At 56.4% G+C, this 24,709-nt stretch carries 25 protein-coding genes and 1 pseudogene; 17 read left to right on the top strand and 9 right to left on the bottom strand.

The window, feature by feature from the left end:
* The first annotated feature begins 84 nt into the window (after nt 1-84).
* Both VGK48_09380 and VGK48_09375 read left to right on the top strand, forming a co-directional pair.
* The gene (locus VGK48_09380; protein HEY2381378.1) at nt 85-2,190 is read left to right on the top strand and encodes an ATP-binding protein; all 2,106 of its coding nucleotides are present in this window, start codon (nt 85-87) and stop codon (nt 2,188-2,190) included.
* Complete coding sequence (locus VGK48_09375) at nt 2,139-3,467, top strand: sigma-54 dependent transcriptional regulator (protein HEY2381377.1); 1,329 nt, start codon at nt 2,139-2,141, stop codon at nt 3,465-3,467. The genes VGK48_09380 and VGK48_09375 overlap by 52 nt, the downstream gene beginning before the upstream one ends.
* Nucleotides 3,468-3,479: 12 nt before the next feature.
* Here VGK48_09375 and VGK48_09370 read toward each other — a convergent pair whose 3' ends face one another.
* Nucleotides 3,480-3,980: a YajQ family cyclic di-GMP-binding protein gene (locus VGK48_09370; protein ID HEY2381376.1), complete on the bottom strand. Its 501-nt coding sequence runs from the start codon at nt 3,978-3,980 to the stop codon at nt 3,480-3,482.
* A 16-nt stretch (nt 3,981-3,996) separates the two neighbouring features.
* Between VGK48_09370 and VGK48_09365 the strand changes: the two genes are divergently transcribed.
* The gene (locus tag VGK48_09365; protein HEY2381375.1) at nt 3,997-4,368 is read left to right on the top strand and encodes a hypothetical protein; all 372 of its coding nucleotides are present in this window, start codon (nt 3,997-3,999) and stop codon (nt 4,366-4,368) included.
* Between the two features lie 129 nt (nt 4,369-4,497).
* Here the strand turns inward: VGK48_09365 and VGK48_09360 are convergent, their stop codons facing one another.
* Nucleotides 4,498-4,929 (bottom strand): hypothetical protein, encoded by a 432-nt coding sequence (locus tag VGK48_09360; GenBank protein ID HEY2381374.1) that lies wholly within the window; start codon nt 4,927-4,929, stop codon nt 4,498-4,500.
* An 81-nt stretch (nt 4,930-5,010) separates the two neighbouring features.
* The gene (locus VGK48_09355) at nt 5,011-7,593 is read right to left on the bottom strand and encodes a protein kinase (GenBank protein HEY2381373.1); all 2,583 of its coding nucleotides are present in this window, start codon (nt 7,591-7,593) and stop codon (nt 5,011-5,013) included.
* Nucleotides 7,594-7,997: 404 nt separating this feature from the next.
* Between VGK48_09355 and VGK48_09350 the strand changes: the two are divergent.
* Nucleotides 7,998-8,117: pseudogene (locus VGK48_09350) on the top strand (transposase).
* A 256-nt stretch (nt 8,118-8,373) separates the two neighbouring features.
* On the top strand, nt 8,374-9,024 hold the full coding sequence (locus VGK48_09345; GenBank protein ID HEY2381372.1) for a hypothetical protein: 651 nt from the start codon (nt 8,374-8,376) through the stop codon (nt 9,022-9,024).
* On the opposite strand, the gene VGK48_09340 is transcribed toward VGK48_09345, so the two are convergent.
* Nucleotides 8,996-9,601 carry a Uma2 family endonuclease gene (locus VGK48_09340; protein ID HEY2381371.1) on the bottom strand — a complete coding sequence of 202 codons (606 nt, stop codon included), beginning with the start codon at nt 9,599-9,601 and terminating at the stop codon, nt 8,996-8,998. The genes VGK48_09345 and VGK48_09340 overlap by 29 nt on opposite strands.
* A gap of 85 nt (nt 9,602-9,686) precedes the next feature.
* Here VGK48_09340 and VGK48_09335 point away from each other — a divergent pair, with 85 nt between their 5' ends.
* A complete protein-coding gene (locus VGK48_09335) occupies nt 9,687-10,940 on the top strand; it encodes an MFS transporter (GenBank protein ID HEY2381370.1) in 1,254 nt (417 codons plus the stop codon).
* Here the strand turns inward: VGK48_09335 and thiS are convergent.
* Complete coding sequence (thiS, locus tag VGK48_09330) at nt 10,906-11,889, bottom strand: sulfur carrier protein ThiS (protein HEY2381369.1); 984 nt, start codon at nt 11,887-11,889, stop codon at nt 10,906-10,908. The genes VGK48_09335 and thiS overlap by 35 nt on opposite strands.
* An 84-nt stretch (nt 11,890-11,973) precedes the next feature.
* Here thiS and ndhC point away from each other — a divergent pair, with 84 nt between their 5' ends.
* The 9 genes from ndhC (at nt 11,974) to VGK48_09285 (ending at nt 21,346) form a co-directional block, all read left to right on the top strand.
* Nucleotides 11,974-12,333 carry an NADH-quinone oxidoreductase subunit A gene (ndhC, locus tag VGK48_09325; GenBank protein HEY2381368.1) on the top strand — a complete coding sequence of 120 codons (360 nt, stop codon included), beginning with the start codon at nt 11,974-11,976 and terminating at the stop codon, nt 12,331-12,333.
* Nucleotides 12,333-12,803 carry an NAD(P)H-dependent oxidoreductase subunit E gene (locus VGK48_09320; protein HEY2381367.1) on the top strand — a complete coding sequence of 157 codons (471 nt, stop codon included), beginning with the start codon at nt 12,333-12,335 and terminating at the stop codon, nt 12,801-12,803. Before ndhC ends, VGK48_09320 begins: the two co-directional genes overlap by 1 nt.
* Before the next feature lie 79 nt (nt 12,804-12,882).
* Nucleotides 12,883-13,896, top strand: coding sequence for an NADH-quinone oxidoreductase subunit NuoH (gene nuoH, locus VGK48_09315; GenBank protein HEY2381366.1), 1,014 nt, complete (start codon nt 12,883-12,885; stop codon nt 13,894-13,896).
* The gene (locus tag VGK48_09310; protein HEY2381365.1) at nt 13,893-14,384 is read left to right on the top strand and encodes an NADH-quinone oxidoreductase subunit J; all 492 of its coding nucleotides are present in this window, start codon (nt 13,893-13,895) and stop codon (nt 14,382-14,384) included. The genes nuoH and VGK48_09310 overlap by 4 nt, the downstream gene beginning before the upstream one ends.
* Nucleotides 14,381-14,683, top strand: coding sequence for an NADH-quinone oxidoreductase subunit NuoK (gene nuoK / locus VGK48_09305; protein HEY2381364.1), 303 nt, complete (start codon nt 14,381-14,383; stop codon nt 14,681-14,683). The genes VGK48_09310 and nuoK overlap by 4 nt, the downstream gene beginning before the upstream one ends.
* Nucleotides 14,684-14,686: 3 nt before the next feature.
* Nucleotides 14,687-16,624, top strand: coding sequence for an NADH-quinone oxidoreductase subunit L (gene nuoL / locus VGK48_09300; GenBank protein HEY2381363.1), 1,938 nt, complete (start codon nt 14,687-14,689; stop codon nt 16,622-16,624).
* A 1-nt stretch (nt 16,625) separates the two neighbouring features.
* The gene (locus tag VGK48_09295) at nt 16,626-18,161 is read left to right on the top strand and encodes an NADH-quinone oxidoreductase subunit M (protein HEY2381362.1); all 1,536 of its coding nucleotides are present in this window, start codon (nt 16,626-16,628) and stop codon (nt 18,159-18,161) included.
* Nucleotides 18,158-19,606 (top strand): NADH-quinone oxidoreductase subunit N, encoded by a 1,449-nt coding sequence (locus tag VGK48_09290; protein ID HEY2381361.1) that lies wholly within the window; start codon nt 18,158-18,160, stop codon nt 19,604-19,606. Before VGK48_09295 ends, VGK48_09290 begins: the two co-directional genes overlap by 4 nt.
* A gap of 306 nt (nt 19,607-19,912) precedes the next feature.
* Nucleotides 19,913-21,346: an alpha/beta hydrolase domain-containing protein gene (locus VGK48_09285; protein ID HEY2381360.1), complete on the top strand. Its 1,434-nt coding sequence runs from the start codon at nt 19,913-19,915 to the stop codon at nt 21,344-21,346.
* An 89-nt stretch (nt 21,347-21,435) separates the two neighbouring features.
* Here the strand turns inward: VGK48_09285 and VGK48_09280 are convergent, their stop codons facing one another.
* The 4 genes from VGK48_09280 to VGK48_09265 all read right to left on the bottom strand — a co-directional run bounded on the left by VGK48_09280 (nt 21,436) and on the right by VGK48_09265 (nt 23,204).
* On the bottom strand, nt 21,436-21,756 hold the full coding sequence (locus VGK48_09280; protein ID HEY2381359.1) for an ATP synthase F0 subunit C: 321 nt from the start codon (nt 21,754-21,756) through the stop codon (nt 21,436-21,438).
* 81 nt (nt 21,757-21,837) lie between these two features.
* Nucleotides 21,838-22,581, bottom strand: coding sequence for a F0F1 ATP synthase subunit A (gene atpB / locus VGK48_09275; protein HEY2381358.1), 744 nt, complete (start codon nt 22,579-22,581; stop codon nt 21,838-21,840).
* A 3-nt stretch (nt 22,582-22,584) separates the two neighbouring features.
* Nucleotides 22,585-22,980, bottom strand: a complete 396-nt coding sequence (locus VGK48_09270; GenBank protein HEY2381357.1) for an ATP synthase subunit I — start codon at nt 22,978-22,980, stop codon at nt 22,585-22,587.
* The gene (locus VGK48_09265; protein ID HEY2381356.1) at nt 22,977-23,204 is read right to left on the bottom strand and encodes an AtpZ/AtpI family protein; all 228 of its coding nucleotides are present in this window, start codon (nt 23,202-23,204) and stop codon (nt 22,977-22,979) included. The genes VGK48_09270 and VGK48_09265 overlap by 4 nt, the downstream gene beginning before the upstream one ends.
* Before the next feature lie 103 nt (nt 23,205-23,307).
* Between VGK48_09265 and VGK48_09260 the strand changes: the two genes are divergently transcribed.
* Together VGK48_09260 and VGK48_09255 are read left to right on the top strand one after the other, a co-directional pair.
* Nucleotides 23,308-23,934: a hypothetical protein gene (locus VGK48_09260; GenBank protein ID HEY2381355.1), complete on the top strand. Its 627-nt coding sequence runs from the start codon at nt 23,308-23,310 to the stop codon at nt 23,932-23,934.
* 10 nt (nt 23,935-23,944) lie between these two features.
* Nucleotides 23,945-24,706, top strand: a complete 762-nt coding sequence (locus tag VGK48_09255) for a cytochrome c (GenBank protein ID HEY2381354.1) — start codon at nt 23,945-23,947, stop codon at nt 24,704-24,706.
* The last annotated feature ends 3 nt before the right edge of the window (nt 24,707-24,709 follow it).

Below are 24,709 nucleotides of genomic sequence, written 5' to 3'. Positions count from 1 at the left end.
CCACCTGCTGGGGCATTGTACTAAGTTGGCATTTTTAGGCAAAGGGTAATGGATAAGGGTCCTTACCCTTTACAATAGTGAGCCATGAAAGTACCGCCCCAGAGCACCAAGCTGTACGCGGCCGGCCTGTTTCTGCTGGCTCTGGCGCTGCTGGTGTTCGTCCAGGCGGCTTTCAATCTGGATCCGCTGTTCCGGCCCACAGATCCGAATCAGATCCTTCTTCTCTTCACCCTGTCGACTTTCGTATTCCTGGCGCTCCTGATCTTTGGATTTATCCTGCTTCGAACGCTGGTCAAGGTATGGGCCGAGCGCAAGGAACAGAAACCGGGCTCGAAATTCAAGACAAGCCTGCTGACATCCCTGATCTGCCTCACCTTGATCGAGGCGACCTGTCTCTTTCTGTTCGCTTTCGGTCTGGTGAACCGCAGCCTGGAAAAATGGTTCAGCGTGCCCGTGGATCAGATCTTCAGCGCAACGACGGATATCAGCGCACAATGGCGGCAGGAATACGAGTCGCTGGCGAGAAGCATCCTCAGCCATGTGGCGCAGGAACCGGAACCGGATACAGATCAGGTCCGGCACGATTTCCGGCTGAAAGCCTTCATCGTTCTGGACAATAATGGCCGCGTCATTCGATCCTCGGCGGAGCCCGATGTCGAACCGGCGGAACTCGTGCAACGCATCCACACTGCTGTTGCGGATCAGAACGACGCCTTCATCGACGCCGACCCATATTGGATCGCGATCCGGCGCACCCGGGAAGACGATACACCGGAGATTCTGGCGGCTGTCTTCCCGAAACCGAGGCAAATTGCCGAATCGACCGCTAAAATTGCAGCGAATCTAAAGGACTACCATTTCCTCGCCCAGCAACGGAAAGGGATCCGCGATACATACGTCATCATCCTCCTCTTAACGACAGTTCTGGTTTTGTTTGCCTCCGTGTGGGTCGGCCTGTTCTGGTCCAAACGTATTACCGGGCCGATCGAAGCATTATCCGAGGCGACCAGGGAAATCTCCGCCGGCAACCTCGACCACCGTGTTCATGTTCAGGCACAAGATGAGCTTGGCCTGCTGGTCACGCTTTTCAACGACATGGCCGGACAGCTGCAAAGCACGACGCGCGAACTGGAAGCCCGCCGCAGGTATACGGAAATCATCCTGGAAAGCATCCCCACTGGCGTCATTTCCGTCGATCAGGACCTCCAGGTGAACAAAGTCAACCGAGCGGCGCGAACGATGTTTTCGGCCGAGAATGCTTCCACTCTGAATCAGATTTTCGGCCAGGATGCGGACGCGATTCGGGGGCTGTTTCACGCGTCGGAAAGCGCGTCCGTCACGCGCGAAATCGAATTCAACTCGCACGGACGCCCGGCCCACAGCGCAGTGACGGCGACCCAGCTGACGGCCGGCGGATTCGTTCTTGTCATCGAAGATCTGACTGAAGTCGTCCGGGCGCAAAAAGCAAATGCCTGGCGCGAAGTGGCCCGGCGGCTGGCTCATGAAATCAAGAACCCATTGACGCCGATCCAGCTCTCGGCCGAGCGTATTTCACGCAACATCGCCCGTCTGCCGGCGGCGCCCCAGCGTGTAACCACTGTCATCGATGAATGCGTTCATGCCATCGTTGAAGAAGTTTCGAGCCTGAAGAACCTCGTCGACGAGTTTGTTCGCTTCGCCAGGCTGCCTGCAGTTGCCCGGGTTCCGAACAGCATGCGCGACCTGCTTGATAAAACGATGGCTCTATATGAGGGCCGGATCGACAACGTCAAGGTCGCGGTGGATATTCCATCAAACCTGCCGCCAATTCTGATGGATTTTCTGCAAATGAAGCGCGTCCTCGTCAACCTGCTGGACAATGCGTTGGAAGCGCTCAGCGGCGAACCCGTCCAGGAATTGAGCCTTCGTTGTGAACTCACGCGTGACGAAACCATGGTTCGGCTGACGCTTACCGATAGTGGACGCGGTATCGCCGCCGACGACCGGGAACGGCTGTTCACACCATATTTCTCAACACGCAAAAACGGAACCGGCCTGGGCCTCGCCATATCGAGCCGCATCGTTGCCGATCACGGCGGCTATATCGGCGTTGAACCAAATTTTCCCCGGGGCACACGATTTGTTCTTGAATTACCAGTATGCCAAGAATCCTCATTGTCGATGACGAGCCCGGTATCCGGCAGTCGCTGAAAGGCGTCTTCGAAGACGAAGGTTTCACTACCGAAACCGTGTCGACGGGGGAAGACTGCCTGAAAAAGGTGGAACAGGGTTCCTATGATCTTGTTTTGCTCGATATCTGGCTGCCCGGAATGGACGGCCTCGAAACGCTGCGCACGCTCCGCGAGAGATCGCCCCGGACGCACGTCATCATGATCTCGGGTCATGCGACCATCGCTACCGCTGTCAGTGCGACAAAGCTCGGAGCGTTCGATTTCATCGAAAAACCGCTGTCGCTCGAACACACACTCCTTACGGCACGAAATGCCTTGTCCCATCGCAGGCTCGAACAGGCGAACGACCTCCTGAGGGATCAACTGGAGGAACGCTACAACATCGTCGGTGACAGCATCCCGGTCAAAGCCCTCCGCAAGCAAATCGCGATCGTCGCGCCGACCAACAGCCGCGTTCTCATTTATGGCGAGAGCGGGACGGGCAAGGAACTGGTCAGCCGCAATATTCATTTCATGAGCGGCCGCTCCACCGGACCCTTCGTTGAAGTGAACTGCGCGGCAATTCCCGAAGAGCTCATCGAAAGCGAACTTTTCGGCCATACGAGAGGGTCGTTCACCGGCGCAAGCGAATCGAAAAAGGGTAAATTCGAACTGGCGGACGGCGGCACGTTGTTCTTGGATGAAATCGCCGACATGTCGATGAAGACGCAGGCCAAGGTGCTTCGCGCGCTCGAAGACCAGAGCTTTCAGCCGATCGGCGCGCCGGCCGGTGTCCGGGTCGACGTGCGGGTGATTACAGCCACGAACAAGAATCTGCAAAGCGAGATTGCCGCCGGCCGCTTCCGCGAAGATCTGTTTTACCGGTTGAACGTCATTCCCTTCTTTGTGCCGCCGCTGCGCGAACGGCGTGAGGACACACCGATCCTCGCACGCTACTTCATGACCATTTTTTCGGCTGAACATGGCCGCGGACCGAAAGAGTTTTCATCAGAAGCGCTGGATGCGCTGGTCGATTATTCCTGGCCGGGAAACGTCCGCGAATTACGAAACGAGATCGAAAGGCTCGTGATCATGGTGCAGGAGGACACGATTCAGGCTCAGGATCTTTCCCTGCCGAACGGCTCCGGGCCGGCCCGCGCTTCGACTCTCCACGAAGCCCGCGCTCAATATGAACGCGAGTTCATCCTTTCAAAGCTCAAGGAGAACAACTGGAATATTTCGCAGACCGCGCGGTTGCTGGGCCTCGAGCGCAGCTATCTTTACCGGAAGATGAAGACTTACGGGATAGAGAAATAGCCGCAGATGCCGCTAAAACGTTCGATAGTTCGTAAATTGGAGTTCCACACCGAAGTCCGCCGACCGCAGCAACTGAATCGCCTCCTGCAGCAGATCACGGCTCTTCGCGCTCACACGCACCAGATCGCCCTGAATGGAAGCCTGGACCCTGATCTTGCTGTCCTTGATCTTTTTGACGATCTCTTTGGATTTCTCCACAGGAAGCCCGGACTGTATCGTAACCTCCTGCCGGACCGTCGATCCAGCCGCGGGAACAATCGGTCCATAGGCGAAATTCCGGAGCGGGACCTTGCGCTTCGCCAGTTTCTGCTGAAGAATTTCGACGACGGCCTTGAGCTTGAAATCGTCGATACTGCTGACCACGAGTTTCTTGTCTTTCTCGTTAAGCTCGATTTCCGACTTCGAGTTCTTCAGATCGAAGCGTGTTTGAAATTCCTTTTGAGCTTGTTGAATTGCGTTTAGAACCTCGGGCATGTCCACTACGGATACAACGTCGAAACTATTGTCAGGCATAGAATAAGTATACGTTATGAAACTCGGCAGTCTGCTGCGGCTCAGGTGTCCAATTTGCGGAAAAGGCGAATTATTCCAGGGATATTTCGACAGTCCGGTCCGCTGCCCGAAATGCGGCTATTTTTTTATGCGCGAAACCGGCTACTTCCTGCCCCACGTTCCGATCGGTTACGCCTTTACGGTTGCCGCTTCATTGGGTTCATGGCCGCTGCTGCGCTATGTCTTCGGAATTCGAAACGCGGCGCTGACGCTGACCATTATGGTCGCCATCGCCATCTTGTTCGGCATCTGGTTCGTGCGTTACTCCAAGGCGCTGTGGCTGGCCATCGATCTCAAGTTGCACCCTCCCAATACGGAAGATTTCGAATCGAGAGGACGCCCCGGCTGAGACCGGTGGCGTCAACTCCTACAAAGTCTTTTCTATGATGAAGCCGAAACGGACTTGGTTGAGGGTTTTCACTTTATGAGGAAATGACCGCTTTGGTGATGCATTAGAAGCGGGAGGCGTCGCTGGAACTCACTGCTTCTCATACACGGCGACGATCTGAATAGCAACTCCATCCGGCCGTTGCGTGCTTATCGTATCCGTCATGGTCCTTCCATCCGCCGCCACCATCCGCTCCGTCTTCTGCACTTCCTCGTACCCGTCCATCAGCCGCAATTCATAGGTTCCGGCGCCGCGGACCATGCACGACATCGACAAAGTGTCCACGTCTTTTCCTTCGTGCACCAAAAACGGATAATTCTTTCCGTCACACTTGAAGATGGACACAGTGGCGTTCTTGCTTCCGCCGGCCAGCACGGCCTCAGATCTGATGACGACCTTCCCATCCTCGCGTTCCTCAACCACCATTTTGAAACTCCGTGGCGGTAGAGATCGTTGATACGTGGACTTCGCAAGATTGAGCGTCCAGGTTCCCATAAGAGGTGCTGTGACAGGTCCTTGCATTGCCATTACAGATATAGACGCCGGGACCAAGAACGCGCTGGCGGCGATGACAATTCGGTTCATGGCGAAACTCCGCGAGGTTTAATGTTGTGTATCGTTTCTCGATGGCGAATCCCAGTGACGCAGCCAGCGGCGCCAGCCACTCGAGGGCTGCGCGAATCCTTCGGCCATCCACAGGTCCTTCCGGTTGCCTCCCGTCGTCAGCAGCACTCGCTTGCCGGTGGCATTGAAGGAAAAGCCTTCGATTTGATCTTCGGGAGGAATGTCGAAGACGATCGCGCTTTTCTTTTGCCCGGTCTCCACGTCCAGGACGTCGATGGTTCTCCGGTCGAGACGCAGCGCATACAAAGCGCGTCCACCTTCTCCGAACTGCATGGAGGTTTCGGCCCGCGAAGGGTAGTCCGCATAGCTGCCGCCTGCGCGTTCGCGCTTACCGTCGGTCGAGGTGAAGACGAATCCGCTGGCCCCGCGGCGCACCAGCCATTTCCCGTCGGGCGAGCAATCTTCCAGAGTTCCGGGCGCCGCTGGAATAACAACGGGCCGGCCTCCCTCGCCCGGCACCTTCTTCAGGTCCCTCAGGGAGGAGTACCAGATCCATTTGCTGTCCGGGGACCAGCATAACCTTCGATTGAGATCCGGGTCCGTCAGGAGAGTGATGGCACGTCCTCCCGATGTGGACACCACCCGGATGGCGGATTGCTCGACATAGGCGATGCGGGTGCCGTCCGGCGAGATTTTCGCCAGAGAACTGATGTTCGACCCCAGTTTCTGGATCAGGGTGACGGAAGCATTTTTCGAATCACTCATCCATAAGCTGTCGATCTGGCCGGGACCGCCGATCTTGTAAATGAAGCTGTCGCCGGCAGGCGCCCAGGAAGGAAAGCCTTCGAGGAAAGACGAGTTCGCGACGCTGCGCACGAATTTACCGTCGGCCGAATATTCCTTGATGTCTCTTTCCACAACGCCGCTTGTGTATATAAGTCGTTGCCCGTCCGGGCTGACGGTTACTGCCGTGATCGGATCCGCAGTACGGATAATGACCCGCCGGGCCGGGCTCTCGGTGTCCTGGATCAGCAGACGCGATCCGATCAGCCTGGTTGTTTCTTCTGCGGCCGCAATATGACGGCTATCCGGAAACCAACTGATGGAATCGGTGCGGGCGCCAACCTCGGCAGGTATGTTGCGGCGAGAACCGTCTGCCAGGCTGATAAGCAGGCGCTCGTTTCGCATAATCGCCACCAATCTGGCTCCATCGGGGGAAATCGCAGATAGCGCCACGAGATCCGGCGGCAGAGCGGATTTGCCGATCCGCTGAGGTTCGCTTCCGGGCGGCTCACTGCGATATAACCAGGGACCGCCTTCTCCGCGGATGAAATAAACGGCGTGTCCGTCCGGCGTGAATTGGGGCGAGAAGGCGTTTTCGAGAATGCGCTGCGGCGTTCCTCCGGCCGCTCCGACGCACATGAAGTCACGCGTGACACCCGTGTAGCAGATGCGATTGCCGTCGGGAAACCATACGGGTCTGCTGAGCGCAGTATTTGATCGGACCAGGACGATTGGGGCTGGAGCGTCGAAGGGTTTGACCAGAAGTTCCGTCGTGGGATTTCCGATTCGCAAATACGCCACGGACCGGCCATCGGGCGCGAAGACGGCATTATCTTCGTCCAGACGATCTGCAGTGATGCGCGTCAATTGAATGGGATCCAGAATCGCATCATCAACCGAGAGGACGCGTTGGACCAACGCTCCCACCACCAGCACACCTATGGCAAATCCAATGAGACCGATCCATAGGCGGCCTGCGGGTTTGACCGGCGCCGTTACCTCGATCCCGGGTACGCTGGCGGAGGATCCCGTGAGATGCCGGAGCGCGAAAGCGAGGTCCCGAGCAGATTGAAAGCGGCGGTCCTTTTTTTTCTCCAGGCACCGCATCACAATCCGGGAGAGGCCGGGCGGTATACCGGGCGGGAGTTCCGGAGGATCCTGTTTGAGGGTCGCAGCCATCACCTCCGCCGCGGTGTCTCCCGCAAATGCGCGTGATCCGGCAAGCAGTTCATAAAGGAGAAGGCCGAATGCAAAGATGTCTGCGCGATGATCGACATCCTCGCCACGAACTTGTTCGGGCGCCATGTAGCCGACGGTTCCCATAACGGCGCCGATCTCGGTCCCGGCGCTTGTCGCTGCGTCCATGCCGAAAACTCCGTCGATTTTAGCCAGGCCGAAATCGAGAATCTTCACCCGGCCATCAGGCGTCAACATCACGTTATCGGGCTTCAGATCGCGATGGGTGACGCCGGCCGCATGTGCCGCTGCCATCCCGTCGGCAATCTGGGCGGCAACGTCGAGAAGTTCGCGCAGCGGAAGTTTGACGCCACGCAGCGAGGCGCCGTCAATGAGTTCGGTGACCATATAGGCGATCCCGTCCTGCTCGCCGATATCGTACAGCGCAACGATGTTCGGATGATTCAAAGCCGCGACATGCCGCGCCTCCTGTTCAAATCGGGAGCGCCTTGAACGATCGAAAGCAAGCTCGTCCGGCAAAACCTTCAGCGCCACATAACGGCCGAGCCGCTGATCGTAAGCCCGATAAACCTCGCCCATGCCGCCAGCGCCCAATGGCTCCTGCAGTTGATAAACACCGAGCTTCGTCCCGGCAGGGATCATAGGGTCCTGAAAATAACAAGCGCCGCCGGGTTTGTCATCGAAGAAAGTCCGCAATCATCCACATCCGGCACAGACCCGTGCGGCTTTTGCACAAAGAGTCGCCCAGACGGACATTCCCCGCCTTTCCAAGGCGGGGTGGCTGCGCCGCTAATAAAACGGTCCCGTTCCTTAGCCGCACAGACGGGGCGGTTAGTAACTTCAACAAATATGGATGGCGGAAAGCGAAGACGACTCGTGAGAAGCAACGCAGGCTGGTCATTCAAGATCTGAACCTGCTTGCGGTGCTTGTCCAGAATGTCTCCAACGACGATCCGGCGATCTTCGCGGCAAGTGGTTTTACCACGAAGCGGACTGGAAAATCCGCTCCTAACCGGTAGGCGGAGTAACTGAAAGAAAGGCCCCGATCGGCTCCGACCGATGAAAGCCATTTCCTGGCCGCAGGTCGCTATGTGGAGCTGAATCCCGTGCGTGCCGGAATGATCCAGCGCGCGGAGGAATACCCGTGGTCGAGCGCCCGCTTCCATTGCGGTTTGGTGGCGACGGACGTCCTGCTCAATGCCGCATGGGCCGGTGCGGGAAGCTTTGCAAGCTGGTCGGAATGGCTCAGCGGCGCTTCGGATACCGGTTGGAGGAACGGACCGGTCAAAGGATCCGACCGCGAAAGCCTGGCCCGAAACCTCGGCGTCCTCCGTCATCTTGAATTAGGGAATTCAGGTGTGCGACCCCTGCATTAAAACAGTTGGTTGTGCCACGGATTGCCGGAACTGCAAGGGGTAAAGCATGAACGCTGATCGAACTCCGCGGCTCGCGAAGTGGTTAATGCATCATCTGTCCTCCAGCCCCAGCATTGAGGCCATCGTGGGTGACCTTGACGAACAGTATGGCCAGGGCCGTTCCCGACTGTGGTATTGGCGGCAAGTCGCTGTTGCCATCGTTGTCAGCACGTTCAAAGACATTCGGGGCCATAAGCTGCTGACACTCCGCGGTCTAATCGTCGGCTGGTTTGTTTTCTGGTTTCTGTGGAGTGAGTTCACTCAATACAACACACCGTTTTTTATCACTCTGCTGGATCATCTCTTCGCGAACTTACATGCCATAGGAGTGGTAGAGCCTGCCCGGGCGCCGGCGGGCTATTTACCTCCAATATATTGTTACTGGGCGTTAGTAATGCTAAGCGTCTGGTTGTTAGGACTTGTATGCGGAGGGATCGTGGGGGGACTGCACCGCCGAAAAATATCAATGGTCCTCGCATATGCTACTACGATATTGGCTTTTTGGATCTGGAAGGGACTCACCATCGATCCCGCCAGTGTCGGCGTCTACCCGCCATTGTTTTGGACGATGATCGCGATCCTGACTCTGGGCATTTTATTGGGTGGCGTACTTTGCACATCTCACGGGCTTACAGAATTTCGCGGAAATCAAACGTAAAACCAGGCAGGATGGGATCGCCTCTGAGAATCTCGGGCTTCTCAATCTCCTGGACTGATGCGCCGGGCAAGTAGATGTAACCGCGATTCGCGATTGGATCGAGCAGCCACCCGAGACATGCGCCGTTATCGCGGTACTCTTCCATCTTTGCTTTGAGGACCTTCAGGCGGTCTCTGGGCGATCGCACTTCGATGACAAAATCGGGGCAGATCGGACTGAAATCCTCCTGTTGCTCCTCGGTCAGGCTGTCCCAGCGCAGCTTCAGAATCCAACTCGCATCCGGCATACGCTTGGCGCCGTTCGGCAGAGTGAACTCCGATGTGGCGTCGAAAACTTCCCCGGTGCCATCTCGTTCCGCCCAGTTCCTGAGGCGTTGAATGATGACGGCGTGCTTCCGGCCCGTCTTGGGCTTATTGGGTGACATGATGATCAGCTCTCCTTGCGCGCTCATCTCAATGCGAAGATCGTCATTGTCGCGACAAAGGCGGAAATACTGATCGTCCGTCAGACCGAGATCATGGACATCCAAGACCAGGTAAAACTCGTCGCCTGTGATGGTTACGTCAGTTCGATTCATAATCGCTTCGACTTTGATCATACTTCCACCGCGGGAGACTGAGCAATCGGAGTGCCTGCGGCATGATACGATTCCGGCACATCTCGTGGCGTATCGTTGGGTAATCCTCATTTTCGGCATGCTGGCCTACACGACCAGCTACTTCGCGCGCTCAAACTACACGGGCATTGCTAAATTCGTTTCTGCCGACTTCCATCTCGACAAAGCGGCGCTGGGACTCATGGGCTCCGTATTCCTGTATTCATACGCTCTCGCGCAGCTGCCGTGGGGCATGGCTTCCGATCGATGGGGCAGCCGCCGGACCGTTGGCGTTTGCATCTTCCTGACGGCCCTGACCCTCTTCGGGTTCGCGGCCAGCGGCACCTACCATGAGCTTCTGTTCTGGCGCACCGCCAACGGCGCGGCAGCCGCCGGTGTTTACGTCGTCATGGCGGGAGCGCTTTCACGCTGGTTTTCTCCAAAGGAGCGGGGCTTTGCGCAGGGCGTGTTCGCGGCGGGCGGCGCGACGGCAGGCGAAGGCACAGCCAACCTGATCGTGCCCTACCTTTCGATACAGATCACCGCCGGCTGGAGGCCGGCAACAGGAATTCTCGCGGGCATCATTGCCGTCATCGGCGTGCTTTGCATCGTCTTTCTGCGCTCGGCGCCACCGGGCCAACAGCCTGCGCAGAAGAGACCGCTCGACTGGCCGACAATGAAAGACCTTCGACTGTGGTCCTTTATTCTGGTCTATTCCGGATCGATTATCGCGATCCGCATCCTGCCGCCGTGGCTGCCGATTTACGCTGCCGATATCTATATCAGCCGCGGCCTGCCGGTAAACCGGGCCGTCATTGCGGCGAGCCTGCTGACGACCTTATATCTTGCCGGACGCCTGGTCGGCGTTCCCATTTGCAGCTTTGTTTCAGACCGTCTTTCAGGACGCGGCATTTCCCGAAATTCGCTCGCCATCGGATTTCTGCTTCTGACTGCCGTTCTGTTTCAATTGATGCCGCTCGGCATCCATTCCACTGCCGCGCTGGGCGCCATCGGGTTTCTGATGGGAATTTCCATCAACATGTACCCCTTGGTCACGACTGCGGTATCGGAAACTTTCGGAGCGGAGAAGACATCCTCGGTGATGGGGTTTCTGAACACGTTCGCGCAGTTGGCGGGCGCTACCGCGCTTTTGATCAGCGGCTACCTGGGAATTGCTTTAAATTCCATCCCGGGAAACACGCTGGAGGAATATCGTGGAATCTGGCTGGTCGGAATTGCGGGCTGTCTCTTGACGGCAGTGACGGGCGCGTGTGTGCCCTTCGCCGCTAAATTCTTCCTTCGACCGGAGACGACGCCGTAGCATACAACTTCCGCTGGATACGTCCGGATTTGTAAGCAAGGCGGCCGGCCTTGACCGCGTAATTCATCGCCTCCGCCATGCCGCCCGGATCCTTTGCACCGGCGATCGCCGAGTTCATGAGGACTCCGTCGGCGCCGAGTTCCATGGCGATGGCCGCATCGGAAGCCGTTCCCACACCCGCGTCGACGATCAAAGGCACTTCGGTAATCATTTCTCTCAGGATTCGCATGCCCGCAATATTCTGAATTCCCATGCCGGAGCCAATGGGAGCGCCGAGAGGCATGATGGCGGCGGCGCCGGCGTCGATCAGCCTGCGGGCGACGATGAGGTCGTCATTCGTGTAAGGCAGGACAATAAATCCTTCTTTGACCAGGATCTTCGTGGCTTCGATCAGAGCTGCAGTATCCGGAAACAGCGTGCGCTCATCGCCGATCACTTCCAGTTTCACCCAATTCGAAAGCCCGGCTTCACGGCCAAGCCGCGCGGTGCGGACGGCGTCATCGACGGTGTAACAGGCTGCCGTATTCGGCAGAACCATGATCTTTTCCCGATCGATGAAATCGATGAGCGACTGCCCTTTCGGCGCCTTCAAATCGATTCGCCGGACCGCGACGGTCACCATATCGGTTCCCGATCTCTGGTGGGCTTCGGCCATCACCTCATTACTGGGATATTTACCCGTGCCGACGATCAGCCGCGATTTGAACGTCCGGCCGGCAACAACAAGCGCGTCGGGATGACCCGAGCCTCCACCGACGAAATGGACAACTTCGAATTCGTCACCCGGATTCACGGAGACGTTTTCCCACTGTGGCTTTGGGACGATCGATCGATTGCGCTCGACCGCAACGCGGTCCTTCGGCAAATCGAAATGCTCCAGAAGCTGCGCGATGTTCAGCGGCTGAGGCAGTTCGTGCATCTCGCCGTTCAAGCGAATTTCAATTTTCATTACGAGTTTGGATCTTAGCACATTGACAGTGTGTCCGACGGGTCACTATAGTCATAATTTTGTGTTGGCCGCAGGAGAATGCACATGATAGAGAGCTGGGCGCCAATTGGAATCTTCTTCATCCTCGTTACAGGATTCGGCATTGTCGTCCTGGTTGGATCTTATCTTCTCGGAGTCAAGAACCCGAATCCACGCAAGCTTGCGCCCTACGAGTGCGGAGTTACACCCATCGGCACGGCCCGCGAGCGCTTCTCCGTCAAATTTTATCTGGTCGCGATGCTCTTTCTGCTCTTCGATATTGAAGCCGTGTTTCTGTTCCCATGGGCCGTGGTGTATCGCGATCTCAAACTCTTCGGTTTTTTTGAAATGCTTCTCTTCATCGCTACAGTCCTGGCCGGCTATATCTATGCCTGGAAGAAAGGCGCCCTGGAGTGGGAGCGTTAATGTTTTCGTCCGAAACCGAAGATAAATTCAAACACCTGGCATCGATCTATCCGCGAAAGCGCTCGGCATTGATTCCCATGCTGCTGCTGGCGCAAAGGGAACAGGGGTACATCAAGCCGGAAGCCATCGAATATATCGGCCAGTACCTCGAACTCGATCCCTCGGAGGTCGATTCGATTCTGTCGTTTTATACGCTTCTGCGGCGCCATCCCGTCGGCAAGTATCACATCATGATATGCACGAATCTCGCCTGCCTGCTGCAGGGCTCGGACGAGATTGAAGCGTGCGTCAAACGCGTGCTGGGAGTAGGTTTGGGCGAGGTGACGCCGGACGGCCTGTTCTCCGCGATTGAGTTCGAGTGCCTCGGCTCTTGCACGACCGCGCCCGTAATACAGGTCAACGGCGAGTTCTACGAGAATCTGGATGCCCAGAAGACGGAAGACATCATCAACGAGCTCCGGAAACGATGAGCGGAGCGAATGCAAGCCGCGACGCGGAGCGCAAGCGCGATAGCGCGCAGCCTCAAGAAAAGGCGAAGCAATCAATAAGATGACTGAATATCTGACCAGCTATGCTTTCCTGATCGTTCTGCTGAAGATCGTCATCATCTTCGGCGCGGTCATGAATGTGGTCGGCCTTTTGAGTTGGGTGGAGCGAAAAATGATGGCCCGGGTACAGATGCGGCCCGGGCCGACACGCGTCGGTCCTTTCGGTTTGTTTCAGCCGCTGGCGGACCTTTTGAAATTCGTCTTCAAAGAGGACGTCATTCCGACGAATGCGAATACCTTTTTATATATTGCTGCTCCGATCGTCTCCCTGGTTCCCGCATTTTTAACATTTTCAGTGGTTCCTTTCGGGCCGGATCTCCAGGTCACGGATCTCAATGTCGGACTGCTGTTCGTCTTTGCAGCAACCTCGCTCGGTGTGTACGGCATCGTGCTCGGCGGATGGGCTTCGAATTCCAAGTATCCGCTGATGGGAGCAATGCGATCGTCGGCGCAGATGATCAGTTACGAATTGAGCCTGACGTTGTCTGTAATCGGCGTGCTGATGATCTCAAACACGCTCAGTTTGCGCGAGATCGTCGTGTCGCAGCAGAGCACCTGGTTTGGCTTTATTCCGCGCTGGAATATCTTCCTGCAGCCGGTCGCATTTGCCGTCTACCTGATCAGCGGCATTGCGGAGACGAACCGCCTGCCGTTCGACCTGGCGGAGTCCGAGCAGGAACTGGTTGCCGGCTGGCACACGGAATACAGCTCGATGAAGTTCCTGATGTTCATGATGGCGGAATACGCGAACATGATCGCCGTCGCCTCTCTGGCGACGGTTCTTTTTCTCGGCGGCTGGAGCGGTCCGATGTTCGGGCCGGCGTTGCTTCAGATGGTGCTGCCGATCGTGTGGTTCGTGATCAAGGTCTCGGCTTTGATTTTCTTTTACTTTCTCTTACGATCGACGATTCCAAGATTCCGGTACGATCAGTTGATGAAGTTCGGCTGGAAAGTTTTGCTTCCGCTGGCACTGGCCAATATCCTCGTGACCAGCCTCATCGTGGCTATTTCATGATCGAGATCTTGTTCTTTTTCTTTGCAGCACTGGCCATCGGCGCCGCGATCAACGTGCTTGTGCAGACGCATGTCCTTTACAGCGCGCTGTCGCTGATCGTTATGCTGACGTCGGTGTCCGTCCTTTTCATATTCCTGCGGGCCGACTTTCTCGCCGTCATCCAGGTGATCGTATATGCCGGCGCCATCATGGTGTTGTTCACATTCGTGATCATGCTTTTGAACCTTCCCGCCGACGAAGACGGCGCCGACCGTTTGCGCTGGCTGAAGTTTCTGGGAATCCCGCTGGGCCTGTTTTTCCTGTTTCTCGTCGTAGCAACGCTGTGGCGTGTCGAAGTCCCGGGCGGGGCGAACGCGCTCCTGGCGGGGAGTCCGCAGGCCATCGGGCACAGTCTTTTTACGGATTATGTGCTGCCGTTCGAAGCGACCTCACTGCTGATCCTGATCGCGCTGGTGGGCGCGGTGATTTTCGCAAAGAAGGATCTATGATTCCAATCTCGTGGTATCTGATCCTCGCTGCAGTATTGTTCCTCATCGGCGTGTTGGGCTTTTTCGTCAAACGGAACATCATTGCCCTGTTGCTCTCTGTCGAGATCATGCTGAACGCGGTTAACCTGACCTTCGTCGCGTTCTCGAGTCAGCGGGGCCAGATCAGCGGACAGATTTTCGTTTTCTTCGTGCTCGTCGTGGCCGCGGCCGAAGCCGCAGTCGGCCTGGCTCTGGTCATCGCCATGTTTCGTAACCGCGAGTCGCTGAACGTGGACCGCAGTAATTTGCTGAAGTGGTAACCAATGGATGCATTTAGCCTTCTCTGGCTCATTCCGGTAGTTCCGTTGATCGGCGCGGCGGTCAACGGACTCGCGGGCAAGCGGCTGCCAAAGACGCTGGTCGGCGTTATCGGATCCGGAACCGTCGGCGTCTCGTTCCTGATTGCGCTGCGCGCCTTCATGGCCATGTTGAATACGCCGGAACAACAGCTTCCGATCCTGCGCGACTACTTCACCTGGATTCAGGCCGGCCGGTTTCAGGCAGAATTCGGATTCATGCTGGATCATCTTTCGGGGCTGATGATCCTCATCGTCACCGGTGTGGGGTTTCTCATCCACGTGTATTCCGCGGGGTACATGGCTCACGAGGATGGGTTTTACCGGTACTTCGCCTACCTGAACCTGTTCGTGTTTTTCATGCTGACTCTCGTTCTCGCGAACAACTATCTGTTGATGTTTGTCGGCTGGGAGGGTGTAGGCCTCTGCTCTTATCTGCTGATCGGGTTCTGGTTCACGCGCAAGTCGGCGGTCGACGCGGGCAAAAAGGCGTTCGTCGTCAACCGGGTCGGTGACTTCGGATTCATTCTCGCGGTGATGACAATCTTCTGGACGTTCGACCGGATCGATTTCGCCGGCGTCTTCAACCGGCTGTCGGGCCCGTCGGGTTTCGCGGTCGAACCGCTTGGCACCATCGGGGCGATGACGACGATCGGGTTATTGTTGTTCCTGGGAGCCGCAGGCAAGTCGGCGCAATTCCCTCTTTACGTGTGGCTTCCGGATGCGATGGAAGGTCCGACCCCGGTCAGCGCATTGATCCATGCGGCAACCATGGTGACCGCGGGGGTTTACATGATCGCGCGGTCCGCTCCCATCTATAACCATGCGCCTGGTGCTTTGCTGGTCGTCGCGGTGGTCGGTGCTTTTACGGCCATTTTCGCGGCTTCGATCGGACTGGTTCAGAACGATATCAAAAAGGTCCTGGCGTACTCGACCGTCAGCCAGCTCGGCTACATGTTTCTCGCTTGCGGCGCGGGCGTCTATGCCGCTGGCGTCTTTCATTTAATGACGCACGCTTTCTTCAAGGCGCTTCTGTTCCTTGGCGCGGGCAGCGTTATTCACGGCATGGGCGGCATTCAGGACCTTCGTAAGATGGGCGGCCTCAGAAAACACATGCCCTGGACCCACGCTACCTTCTTGATCGCCACGATCGCCATCGCCGGAATTCCGCCATTTGCGGGATTCTTCAGCAAGGATGCCATTCTGTGGGGAGCATGGAATTACGCGTCTTATGGAAAGATCCTTTGGGCTGTCGGCCTCATCGCCGCATCTTTCACATCGTTTTATATGTTCCGGCTGCTGATCCTCGCATTCTATGGGCAGCCGCGATATACCGAACACGATGTTCATCATGTGCACGAGTCTCCGAAATCCATGCTGCTGCCTCTTGTCGTCCTGGCGGGATTGTCGATGATTGCCGGGTTTGCGGGCGTGCCTCCGGCGCTTCATGGCGGCAACAGGATTGAACAATTCGTTATGCCGGAAGCTCGTGAAACGCAAAGCGAATCGACGGATACCACCGGCACCGAAATGCTGCTCATGGCCGTATCGGTTGGAGCAGCGCTCGCAGGAGCGCTGACGGCGTATCTTTTTTACTACGCCAAACCCGCATTGCCGGAACAGCTGGCGGCCAAAGCGCACGCCATGTACAGCATCGTCCTCAACAAGTACTACGTCGACGAAATCTACGACGCCATCGTCGTTATACCGATCGTGCAAACTTCCCGGGAATTCCTCTGGAAAGTTGTGGATGTGTCGATCATCGACGGCGCGGTGAATGGGGTCGGCAGGAGCGTCCGTGAGAGCGCGGGAGGCCTGCGCCACATGCAGACAGGTTATGTGCGCACCTATGCCGGCTGGATCCTTTTAGGCGGCGTTATCGTTGTGGTCTGGTTTTTGAGGTGAAATGGACTTTCTGGCATCCAATATCCTGACGATCGTTACGTTCACTCCGGTGCTGGGCGCGGTCCTGCTGTTGTTCTTCAACCGCGGGAATGTCCGTGCGATCCGAGCTTTTGCTCTCTTCATCACTATCCTGACGTTCGCCTTTTCTCTGCACCTCATTGCGCATTTCGATTCGACGAATCCTGATTTCCAATTCGGAATCAAGGTGCCCTGGATTCCCGCCTACGGCATCGACTATGCGATGGGAATCGACGGCATCAGCGTTTTCCTGATCCTGCTGGCCACGCTGCTGAGTCCGCTTGCTGTCCTGGCTTCATGGTCCATTCACGACAGGCTCAAGGAATACTTCATCTTCATGCTGCTGCTCGAGGCCGGGATGATCGGCGTGTTCGTTTCGCTCGACCTGTTCCTCTTCTATGTCTTCTGGGAAATCATGCTCATCCCCATGTATTTCCTGATCGGCGTCTGGGGGGGCGAGCGGCGGATCTATGCCGCAATGAAATTCGTCCTGTACACGATGGTCGGCTCCGTCCTGATGCTGGTGGCTATCATCGCCTTGTACTTCATGCACGGCGATGCCACAGGAACGTTCACCTTCAGCTATCCGCAGATACAATCGGCGCTGGCTTCAGGACGTCTGGTCCTGTCTCCCACCATCGAACAATGGCTGTTCATCGCGTTCTTTCTCGCGTTTGCGGTTAAAGTACCGCTCTTCCCTTTCCATACCTGGTTACCGGATGCGCACACCGAGGCTCCAACGGCGGGTTCGGTACTTCTTGCCGGTGTACTGCTCAAGATGGGAACCTACGGTTTCATCCGATTCAATCTGCCGTTGTTTCCCCATGTGAGCCATTTGTTCGCACCGTTGATTTCACTTCTTGCCATTGTCGGTATCATTTATGGCGCTCTGGTGGCGATGGTTCAGCCGGATATGAAAAGGCTGGTAGCGTATTCTTCCGTCAGCCATATGGGCTTCATTGTTCTCGGAATTTTCAGCTTCAACCCGCAGGGCATGGAGGGCGCCGTTTATCAGATGCTCAATCACGGCGTCTCGACCGGTGCGCTATTCCTGATTGTCGGCATCATCTACGACCGCCGCCACACGCGGCTTATCGATGAGTTTGGCGGGCTCGCCAACCGGATGCCCATATATGCGGCCATCTTTCTCGTGGTGACGCTTTCTTCGATCGGACTTCCCGGCCTTAACGGTTTCGTTGGCGAATTCCTCATCCTCCTGGGCACCTTCGGCGCCAATCGGGTGAGAGCGGCGGCGGCGGCCCTCGGAGTGATTTTGTCCGCTGTCTACATGCTCTGGATGTACCAGCGTGTGATCTGGGGTGAAATCAAGAACGAGAAGAACGCCAACCTTGTGGACATGGTTGGACGCGAGCGCCTGATGCTCCTTCCGCTTCTCATCGCCATGGTCTGGATGGGCGTTTACTCGAACTTCTTTCTGCGGCCAATGGACAGTACGGTGTCGAAGCTTCTGAACCAGACGCAAACCGGCCGGGTTGAATACGCGAAACAAACGAAATGAATCTCGCCAGCCTCAACATTTACGCCATCCTTCCCGCGGTCATCCTGTCGGTGTTCGGCGTCGCCGTGATGGTTCTGGAACCCTTCACCGCCGAACAGAACAAATCCAGCCTTGCGTGGCTGGCACTGGCGGGTACGGTGGCAGCGATGTTCTCGCTCATTCCGATGGCAGCGCAGCGCGGGCAGTGGTATTCCAATCTCTGGATCGTCGACGATTACGACGTTTTCCTGAGTTTCGTGTTTCTTCTCGCCGCGGCGCTGACGATCCTCACATCGGTCGATTATCTTGCCCGCGAGCGCATGAACCACCCCGAATTCTATACTTTGCTTTTGTTTGCAACGGCGGGCATGGTGATGATGGCCGCATCGAACGACCTCATCATGATCTTTCTGGGCCTGGAGATCCTTTCCATCGCCACTTACGTCATGGCCGGGTTCCGCAGGACCGATCTGAAGTCGAACGAGTCTTCCCTGAAGTATTTTCTACTGGGCTCGTTTTCCTCCGCTTTTTTCCTCTACGGTATCGCTTTGATTTTCGGCGCCACAGGCAGCACCAATCTCCTGACGATTGCGAGTTCGCTGAAGTCTCCGGAAATCCAATTGAGCCTGGTCGAATTGTCCGCGGCACTGATGTTAATTGCTCTCTGCTTCAAAGTCGCGGTCGCGCCTTTCCACATCTGGACGCCCGACGTCTATGAAGGCGCACCGAGTCCGGTGACGGGTTTCATGTCGGTCGGTCCCAAGGCCGCCGGCTTCGCAGTACTGTTCCGGGTCTTCCTGACGGCATTCCCCGTTATTCAAGATCGATGGGCTTCCGCAATATGGCTTATCGCGGCACTCACAATGATTCTTGGAAACGTGATCGCCGTTGTTCAGCCGAATATCAAGAGAATGCTCGCCTATTCGTCGATTGCCCATGCCGGATACATCGCCGTCGCTTTCGCGGCGACTTCGGAGCGAGGCGTATCCGCTGCCCTCTTTTACCTGCTGGCTTACACGCTGATGAATCTCGGCGCCTTCGCCGTTGTGACCATCCTGAGCAGAAGCGAGGACAAACTCGTAAACCTGACAGACTATGCGGGACTGGGCGCAAAACGGCCGGGACTGGCGGCGTTGCTGTCGCTATTTCTTTTGTCGCTGGCTGGAGTGCCGGGGACGGCGGGATTTGCCGGAAAGTTCTTCATCTTCAGAGCCGCCCTGGAATCGCGGCTGGTCTGGCTCGCGATTATCGGCGTCATAACGACGGTCGTTTCGTTTTATTACTACCTTTACGTCATCGTGCAGATGTACATGCATGATCCCTCTGAAGAGTTTTCCGATCTCCGGCTCCGCGGAAGCCTCAAAGCGGCGCTGTTTGTGTCCTCGGCTGGCGTGCTGTACATGGGAATCCTGCCCACGCGCGTCCTGGACTGGACAGTGAACGCGGCCCAGGCCGCTTTCCGCTGACACCCGGCGGCTTTGCCCAAAAAATAGATGAGATGGACATTCCCCGCCTTTCAAAGGCGGGGAATGTCCAGGAACCGCGCCGCGCACCGTATTTTGTTTGAAGTTACTAACCGCCCCGTCTGCGCCGCAAAGGAACGGGACCATTTTGTTTATGGCACAGCCACCCCGCCTTTGAAAGGCGGGGAATGTCCACCTAATCTACTTTTTGGGCAAAACCGAGGGGGGACAGCGCCTTGTTTCAGATTGTTCCAATTCATTTGACACCGTCATAGACCGCACTTACATCCGTGAGTGATAATGCTGCGCATGAAAATTACCGCCCTCATCGCGCTGGCCTTTCTGATCGCTGCGAGCACCGCAGCCGCAGAGGTACCGAATCCTACGGTGACAGGTCCCGTTTCGTCGACCGGGATTCCCGGCAACTCTGCTCACGACTACACCTTCTTCGCCACGAATCACGAACTCGCGCTTCAAGGCTACGTCGAACAGGAGTTCTTCATTCAAGGCACAGCGAACCGCTATAACACGCCGGCCCAGGCAACCGGCACCGTGACGGACGGCAATTATCCTTACAAGACTCGCGTGGTGGTGCGTCGTCCGGCGGATGCGAAGCGATTCAACGGAACAGTGCTGGTCGAGTGGTACAACGTGACGAACGGCTTCGATGCTGAAAACATGTGGTTCTTCGGCTGGGAACACATGCTGCGCGGAGGCTACATCTGGGTTGGCGTTTCCACCCAGCAGGTCGGCGTCACGGCTCTTAAGGCGTTCAGCATGGCCCGGTATGGAACGGTCGACGTGAATCACGGTGGAACGGTGAATATGGACGCCCTTTCTTACGACATTTTCTCGCAGGCCGGGCAAGCGATCCGGAATCCGAAGGGCGTCGACCTGCTCGGCGGCCTGAAGCCGCGCCATGTGGTCGCTATCGGTGAATCACAGTCCGCAAGCAGGCTGTCGACTTATGTGAACTCGATTCATCCACTCGCGAACGTCTACGAAGGCTTTCTGCTGTTTTCCTCGCTGAATCAGAAAATACGGACCGACTTGAATGTTCCCGTGTGGAAGATGTCGACTGAATTCGACGTCGGCTTTGGTGAAGCAAACGTGCGGCAGGCGGACTCAAAGCTTTTCCGCTCGTGGGAGATCGCCGGCACATCCCACGTGGACTACCATCTTCGAATGAGCCGCGAGCCGCTGGAACTTCGGGATATCGGCACGTCCTCCGAAGCCAAATTTGCCCCAACCTGCGGGGTTCCGGACGTCGGGACACGCGCTCCTCTACAGTACGTCCTTGCAGCTGGTCTGGATCTTCTGTCACGATGGGTGGATAAAAAGACGCCGCCGCCCGCCGCACCGCCGATCAAAATCGAATCCTCGGAGCGGCCGATCAAGCTTGCTCACGATTCCAATGGACTCGCACTGGGCGGGATACGCCTGGCAGAGGTGGCCGTCCCCACGGGATTAAACAGCGGAACCAACACCGGCCCGGGAGCCTGCGCGCGCTGGGGCTATTACAAGCCTTTCGACCTTACGACGCTGAATAAGCTGTATCCGACGCATGTGGCATACGTCAGCGCCGTGGAACGTGCCGCAAATGAGAATCTACGGGCGGGATTTATTCTGAAAGCAGATGCAGACAGTACGATTCGCGAAGCGAGGGAGTCGATGATCGGGCGAATGGACGACCTGGAGGGGAAGCGGGAGGTCCCGATTTCGAGCTTCGATCGAAACCCCTAAAAAGAAGAGAAGGAACACAAGAAGCACAAGAGGCACAAGAAAGTTTGGTTCTTGTGCCTCTTGTGCTTCTTGTGTTCCTTCTCTTCGGCTTATCCGACTCTCACAACCGCGAAGATAACCACGAGCGTATAAATCGCGAGCGATTCGATAAGCGCCAGACCGACAATCAGCGCGAACCGGATGGCGGGAGCCGCACCGGGATTACGCGCCAAACCTTCGCAAGCGGACGAGATCGCCTTACCTTGAGCGAGACCGCAAATAGCGGACGCGATCGCCATTCCGAATCCCGCGCTGATCACCACCCAACTTGCGTGATCTGTCCCGCCACCGCCTCCGCCCTGGGCAAAAACCGGCGTCGTAAGCATTAAAAAAACAAACGTTAGCACTAAAGCTGCGTGAAGTTTTCTCATTGTGATTCTCCTGAATGAAATTGCCGCACGGAGGTGGTTGCCGACAACCCTCTTACAGCCGGCCTCACACGTGAAGCAGGTTTAATGGTGCTCCTCGGTTGCGACAGCGCCGCCGAGGTAGACCATTGCCAGCGTACAGAAAATGAAAGTCTGAAGAAGTGCGCCGAAGATGCCGAAGGCCATAAAAGGCAAAGGAACGAACCAGGGAATCAGCCCCAGGAAGATCACAATGACCATATCTTCGGCCATGATATTCGCAAAAAGCCGGATCGTGAGCGTCACCGGGCGGGCAATATGGCTGACCAGTTCGATAGGAACCATGATGGGTGCAAGCCACCAGACCGGCCCCATGAAGTGTTTGAGGTAATTCACCACTCCTTGTTTCCTGAAACCCTGGAACTGATAAAAAAGAAACACGACAATGGCACAACCGGCAGCAACATTAATACCGCCCACCTGAATTCCGGTCGGCGATTCCAAACCCGGCACAAGGCCGAGCAGATTAGAAACCAGAATAAAAAGACCAAGCGTGCCGATAATGCTGATGTACTTCGGACCATCATGGCCGACGTTGCTGTCCAGTTCGTCCTTCACAAATTCGACAAAGAGTTCAAAGGCTTGCTGCAGACCTCCCGGATTTTCAAGGGAGAACGTCATACGGAGGATACCGAAGAAGACCATCAAGCCAACGACAACGATTGTCTCCATCACGACATGGGCGGGAATCACCAACTGGTTCGCCGCGGGATGCAGATGGAGCAGCGAAGCCACCGGTCCGCCGAAAATGTCATTGACCCACTTAACTACCGTTGCCTGTTCTTCCATTCCTTAATGATCCCCTATGGCCCGGGCCACTTCATAGACGGCTTCAATCAGAATCGCCGCGACATATGTGAGCAGGCCCGCAAAGACGAAAATCAGCTCCAATGCCGAACTGCGAATCGTAACATACAGGAACAACGCGATCAACGCGTAGCGGGCAACAAAACGAAACGCGACGCCGCTCGCGCGCCGGCCTTGAGTCCCCTGGGAGACGATGAAATCGGCTCCCTGTTTTAACCACCGGAAGTTCACATAAGACAGAACAGCGCCCGCCGCCAGGCTCAACGCAGCCTTGAAGGAGTGAAGCCGCAGGGCGGCCAAAGTCGCGACGATCGCAACCGCCAGACCGAACCAATCCAGGCGTCGATCGAGACCCTCAAAACTGTCCTCGTCGGCACTCATTCATCATTTCCCATTTGCGAAACCATGCGAACGAAGTTCACGAATCCGGCAGCGACGCCAAACAGCAGGAAGAGAATCTTGAGCCATGTGGTTCCGAGCCACCGGTCAAGGAAATATCCCATGACATAACCAATCACGATTGATACGGGAAACACCATTCCCACGCTCAACGCGAAATTGAGCTGCTTGAGTGACCGCCGATTATCGTCTTTTCTGCTGTTCATGCAACTTTTCGATGATATATAATTCGCGCCGTAAAACGTTGTACTATCGGGATTTCACGCACATTTACCTAATCATCGTCGGAACCTTCGAAGGAGGACATCAATGTTCAACAGGGTCATGCTGTTCGCTTCTATCAGCATCCTGCTCCTGTGTTTAGCCGGATGCGGCGGTGGCGAGGACGAAAAACAGGCACCTGCAGCCACGCCCGCTCCAGCACCCAAACCTGCGGAAGAAAAGGTCCCCGTTTACGAGCTGACCAAGGATGATATTACAAGCCACGAAGGCTGGACCAGCCGCAACATCAGCGTGCTTGGCGTCAAGATCGGCGACAAAACGGCCCAGGTCGAGAAAAATCTCGGCGCTGTCGACAACACGCGTACATTGCCTAAGACCGACACCGATCCTTCCGGACATTACCTGACGATCTATCAGGACATGAGCGTCTTCGCCTATACCGTCCCGCTGACCGGAAAACTGGACAAAATAGAGGTTTATCAGGGCTTCGCGAAGAAAATCGCGGACGAGAAGCTGAAAACGCTTCTGACGAACTGGAGTCTCAAATCCATGCACGCGGCTCTCGGCATGGAAGAGGGGCCAGCGGTGGAGAATGCCGACGATAACTCGACCGCATATCCCTACGACAGCCGCGGCTTCCAATTCGTCAGATTCAAGGTCAAGGGAACCATGGTGAATGCGATCCGGTTCACGGAAGTTAAAAAGAGTTCATAAGAGGCCGCAGATGCCGCGGATAACGCAGATGGGCGCGCACAAGCGTGTTTTGTTCGCCTGCCGGCGTTATCTGTGGCTTCTCGCCGCTTCATACCTCCTCAGCACGCCTCTCTTCGCACAAACTGTCTGGGACGGTGTCTATACCGCAGATCAGGCCCAGCGGGGAAAAACCGGTTACACGCAGTATTGCGTCGAATGCCACAAGCCGGACCTGCTGGGAATCGAAGGCGCCATGAAGGGCGAGCCGTTCATCGAGCGCCGCCGCGAAGACAACCTGGAAACGCTGTTCCTGGATATGAAAGCCACCATGCCCCGGGGCAACCCCGGCGGTCTTCCGGACCAGACATATATTGATATCATTTCGTTTGTACTGCAAAGCAACGACATGCCGGCGGGCAAGACGGAACTGAAACCTGAGGTGCTCGACAACGTTGAGCTTGTGGGGAAAGGCGGCCCAAGGCCCGTTCCCAACTTCGTTCCTGTGCTTTCGGTCGGCTGTCTCGAACAGATGGGCAACAGTAACTGGTTTCTGGAGCAAGCCAGCGAACCCGTTCGCACCAGAGACTCCTTCAAGAAAATCGACAAGGAGCTCGAAGAATCCAAAAACCGGCCGCTTGGCGACTACAGCTTCAGGCTGCAGGATGCCGAAAATTTCGACCCGTTCCCGCGTGAAGACAAGAAGGTGCAGGTGAAAGGCATCATTGTGCGGAGCCCCACCGGAAATCGAATCAATGTGAACTCGATTGAGGAGATCTCAGCCACCTGCCAGTGATCG

Source organism: Terriglobia bacterium (assembly GCA_036496425.1).
In the GTDB taxonomy this organism is placed as follows: Bacteria; Acidobacteriota; Terriglobia; order 20CM-2-55-15; family 20CM-2-55-15; genus 20CM-2-55-15.
Note: the sequence above shows the minus strand (reverse complement) of the source record. Positions and strands in the feature narration are given on the sequence as shown.

Bases quoted from the DNA above. Each gene is read 5' to 3' on its own strand.
- VGK48_09380 (HEY2381378.1), top strand. From the start codon at position 85: ATGAAAGTACCGCCCCAGAGCACCAAGCTGTACGCGGCCGGCCTGTTT.
- VGK48_09375 (HEY2381377.1), top strand. From the start codon at position 2,139: ATGCCAAGAATCCTCATTGTCGATGACGAGCCCGGTATCCGGCAGTCG.
- VGK48_09370 (HEY2381376.1), bottom strand. From the start codon at position 3,980: ATGCCTGACAATAGTTTCGACGTTGTATCCGTAGTGGACATGCCCGAG.
- VGK48_09365 (HEY2381375.1), top strand. From the start codon at position 3,997: ATGAAACTCGGCAGTCTGCTGCGGCTCAGGTGTCCAATTTGCGGAAAA.
- VGK48_09360 (HEY2381374.1), bottom strand. From the start codon at position 4,929: ATGCAAGGACCTGTCACAGCACCTCTTATGGGAACCTGGACGCTCAAT.
- VGK48_09355 (HEY2381373.1), bottom strand. From the start codon at position 7,593: ATGATCCCTGCCGGGACGAAGCTCGGTGTTTATCAACTGCAGGAGCCA.
- VGK48_09345 (HEY2381372.1), top strand. From the start codon at position 8,374: ATGAACGCTGATCGAACTCCGCGGCTCGCGAAGTGGTTAATGCATCAT.
- VGK48_09340 (HEY2381371.1), bottom strand. From the start codon at position 9,601: ATGAATCGAACTGACGTAACCATCACAGGCGACGAGTTTTACCTGGTC.
- thiS (HEY2381369.1), bottom strand. From the start codon at position 11,889: ATGAAAATTGAAATTCGCTTGAACGGCGAGATGCACGAACTGCCTCAG.
- ndhC (HEY2381368.1), top strand. From the start codon at position 11,974: ATGATAGAGAGCTGGGCGCCAATTGGAATCTTCTTCATCCTCGTTACA.
- VGK48_09320 (HEY2381367.1), top strand. From the start codon at position 12,333: ATGTTTTCGTCCGAAACCGAAGATAAATTCAAACACCTGGCATCGATC.
- nuoH (HEY2381366.1), top strand. From the start codon at position 12,883: ATGACTGAATATCTGACCAGCTATGCTTTCCTGATCGTTCTGCTGAAG.
- VGK48_09310 (HEY2381365.1), top strand. From the start codon at position 13,893: ATGATCGAGATCTTGTTCTTTTTCTTTGCAGCACTGGCCATCGGCGCC.
- nuoK (HEY2381364.1), top strand. From the start codon at position 14,381: ATGATTCCAATCTCGTGGTATCTGATCCTCGCTGCAGTATTGTTCCTC.
- nuoL (HEY2381363.1), top strand. From the start codon at position 14,687: ATGGATGCATTTAGCCTTCTCTGGCTCATTCCGGTAGTTCCGTTGATC.
- VGK48_09295 (HEY2381362.1), top strand. From the start codon at position 16,626: ATGGACTTTCTGGCATCCAATATCCTGACGATCGTTACGTTCACTCCG.
- VGK48_09290 (HEY2381361.1), top strand. From the start codon at position 18,158: ATGAATCTCGCCAGCCTCAACATTTACGCCATCCTTCCCGCGGTCATC.
- VGK48_09285 (HEY2381360.1), top strand. From the start codon at position 19,913: ATGAAAATTACCGCCCTCATCGCGCTGGCCTTTCTGATCGCTGCGAGC.
- VGK48_09280 (HEY2381359.1), bottom strand. From the start codon at position 21,756: ATGAGAAAACTTCACGCAGCTTTAGTGCTAACGTTTGTTTTTTTAATG.
- atpB (HEY2381358.1), bottom strand. From the start codon at position 22,581: ATGGAAGAACAGGCAACGGTAGTTAAGTGGGTCAATGACATTTTCGGC.
- VGK48_09270 (HEY2381357.1), bottom strand. From the start codon at position 22,980: ATGAGTGCCGACGAGGACAGTTTTGAGGGTCTCGATCGACGCCTGGAT.
- VGK48_09265 (HEY2381356.1), bottom strand. From the start codon at position 23,204: ATGAACAGCAGAAAAGACGATAATCGGCGGTCACTCAAGCAGCTCAAT.
- VGK48_09260 (HEY2381355.1), top strand. From the start codon at position 23,308: ATGTTCAACAGGGTCATGCTGTTCGCTTCTATCAGCATCCTGCTCCTG.
- VGK48_09255 (HEY2381354.1), top strand. From the start codon at position 23,945: ATGCCGCGGATAACGCAGATGGGCGCGCACAAGCGTGTTTTGTTCGCC.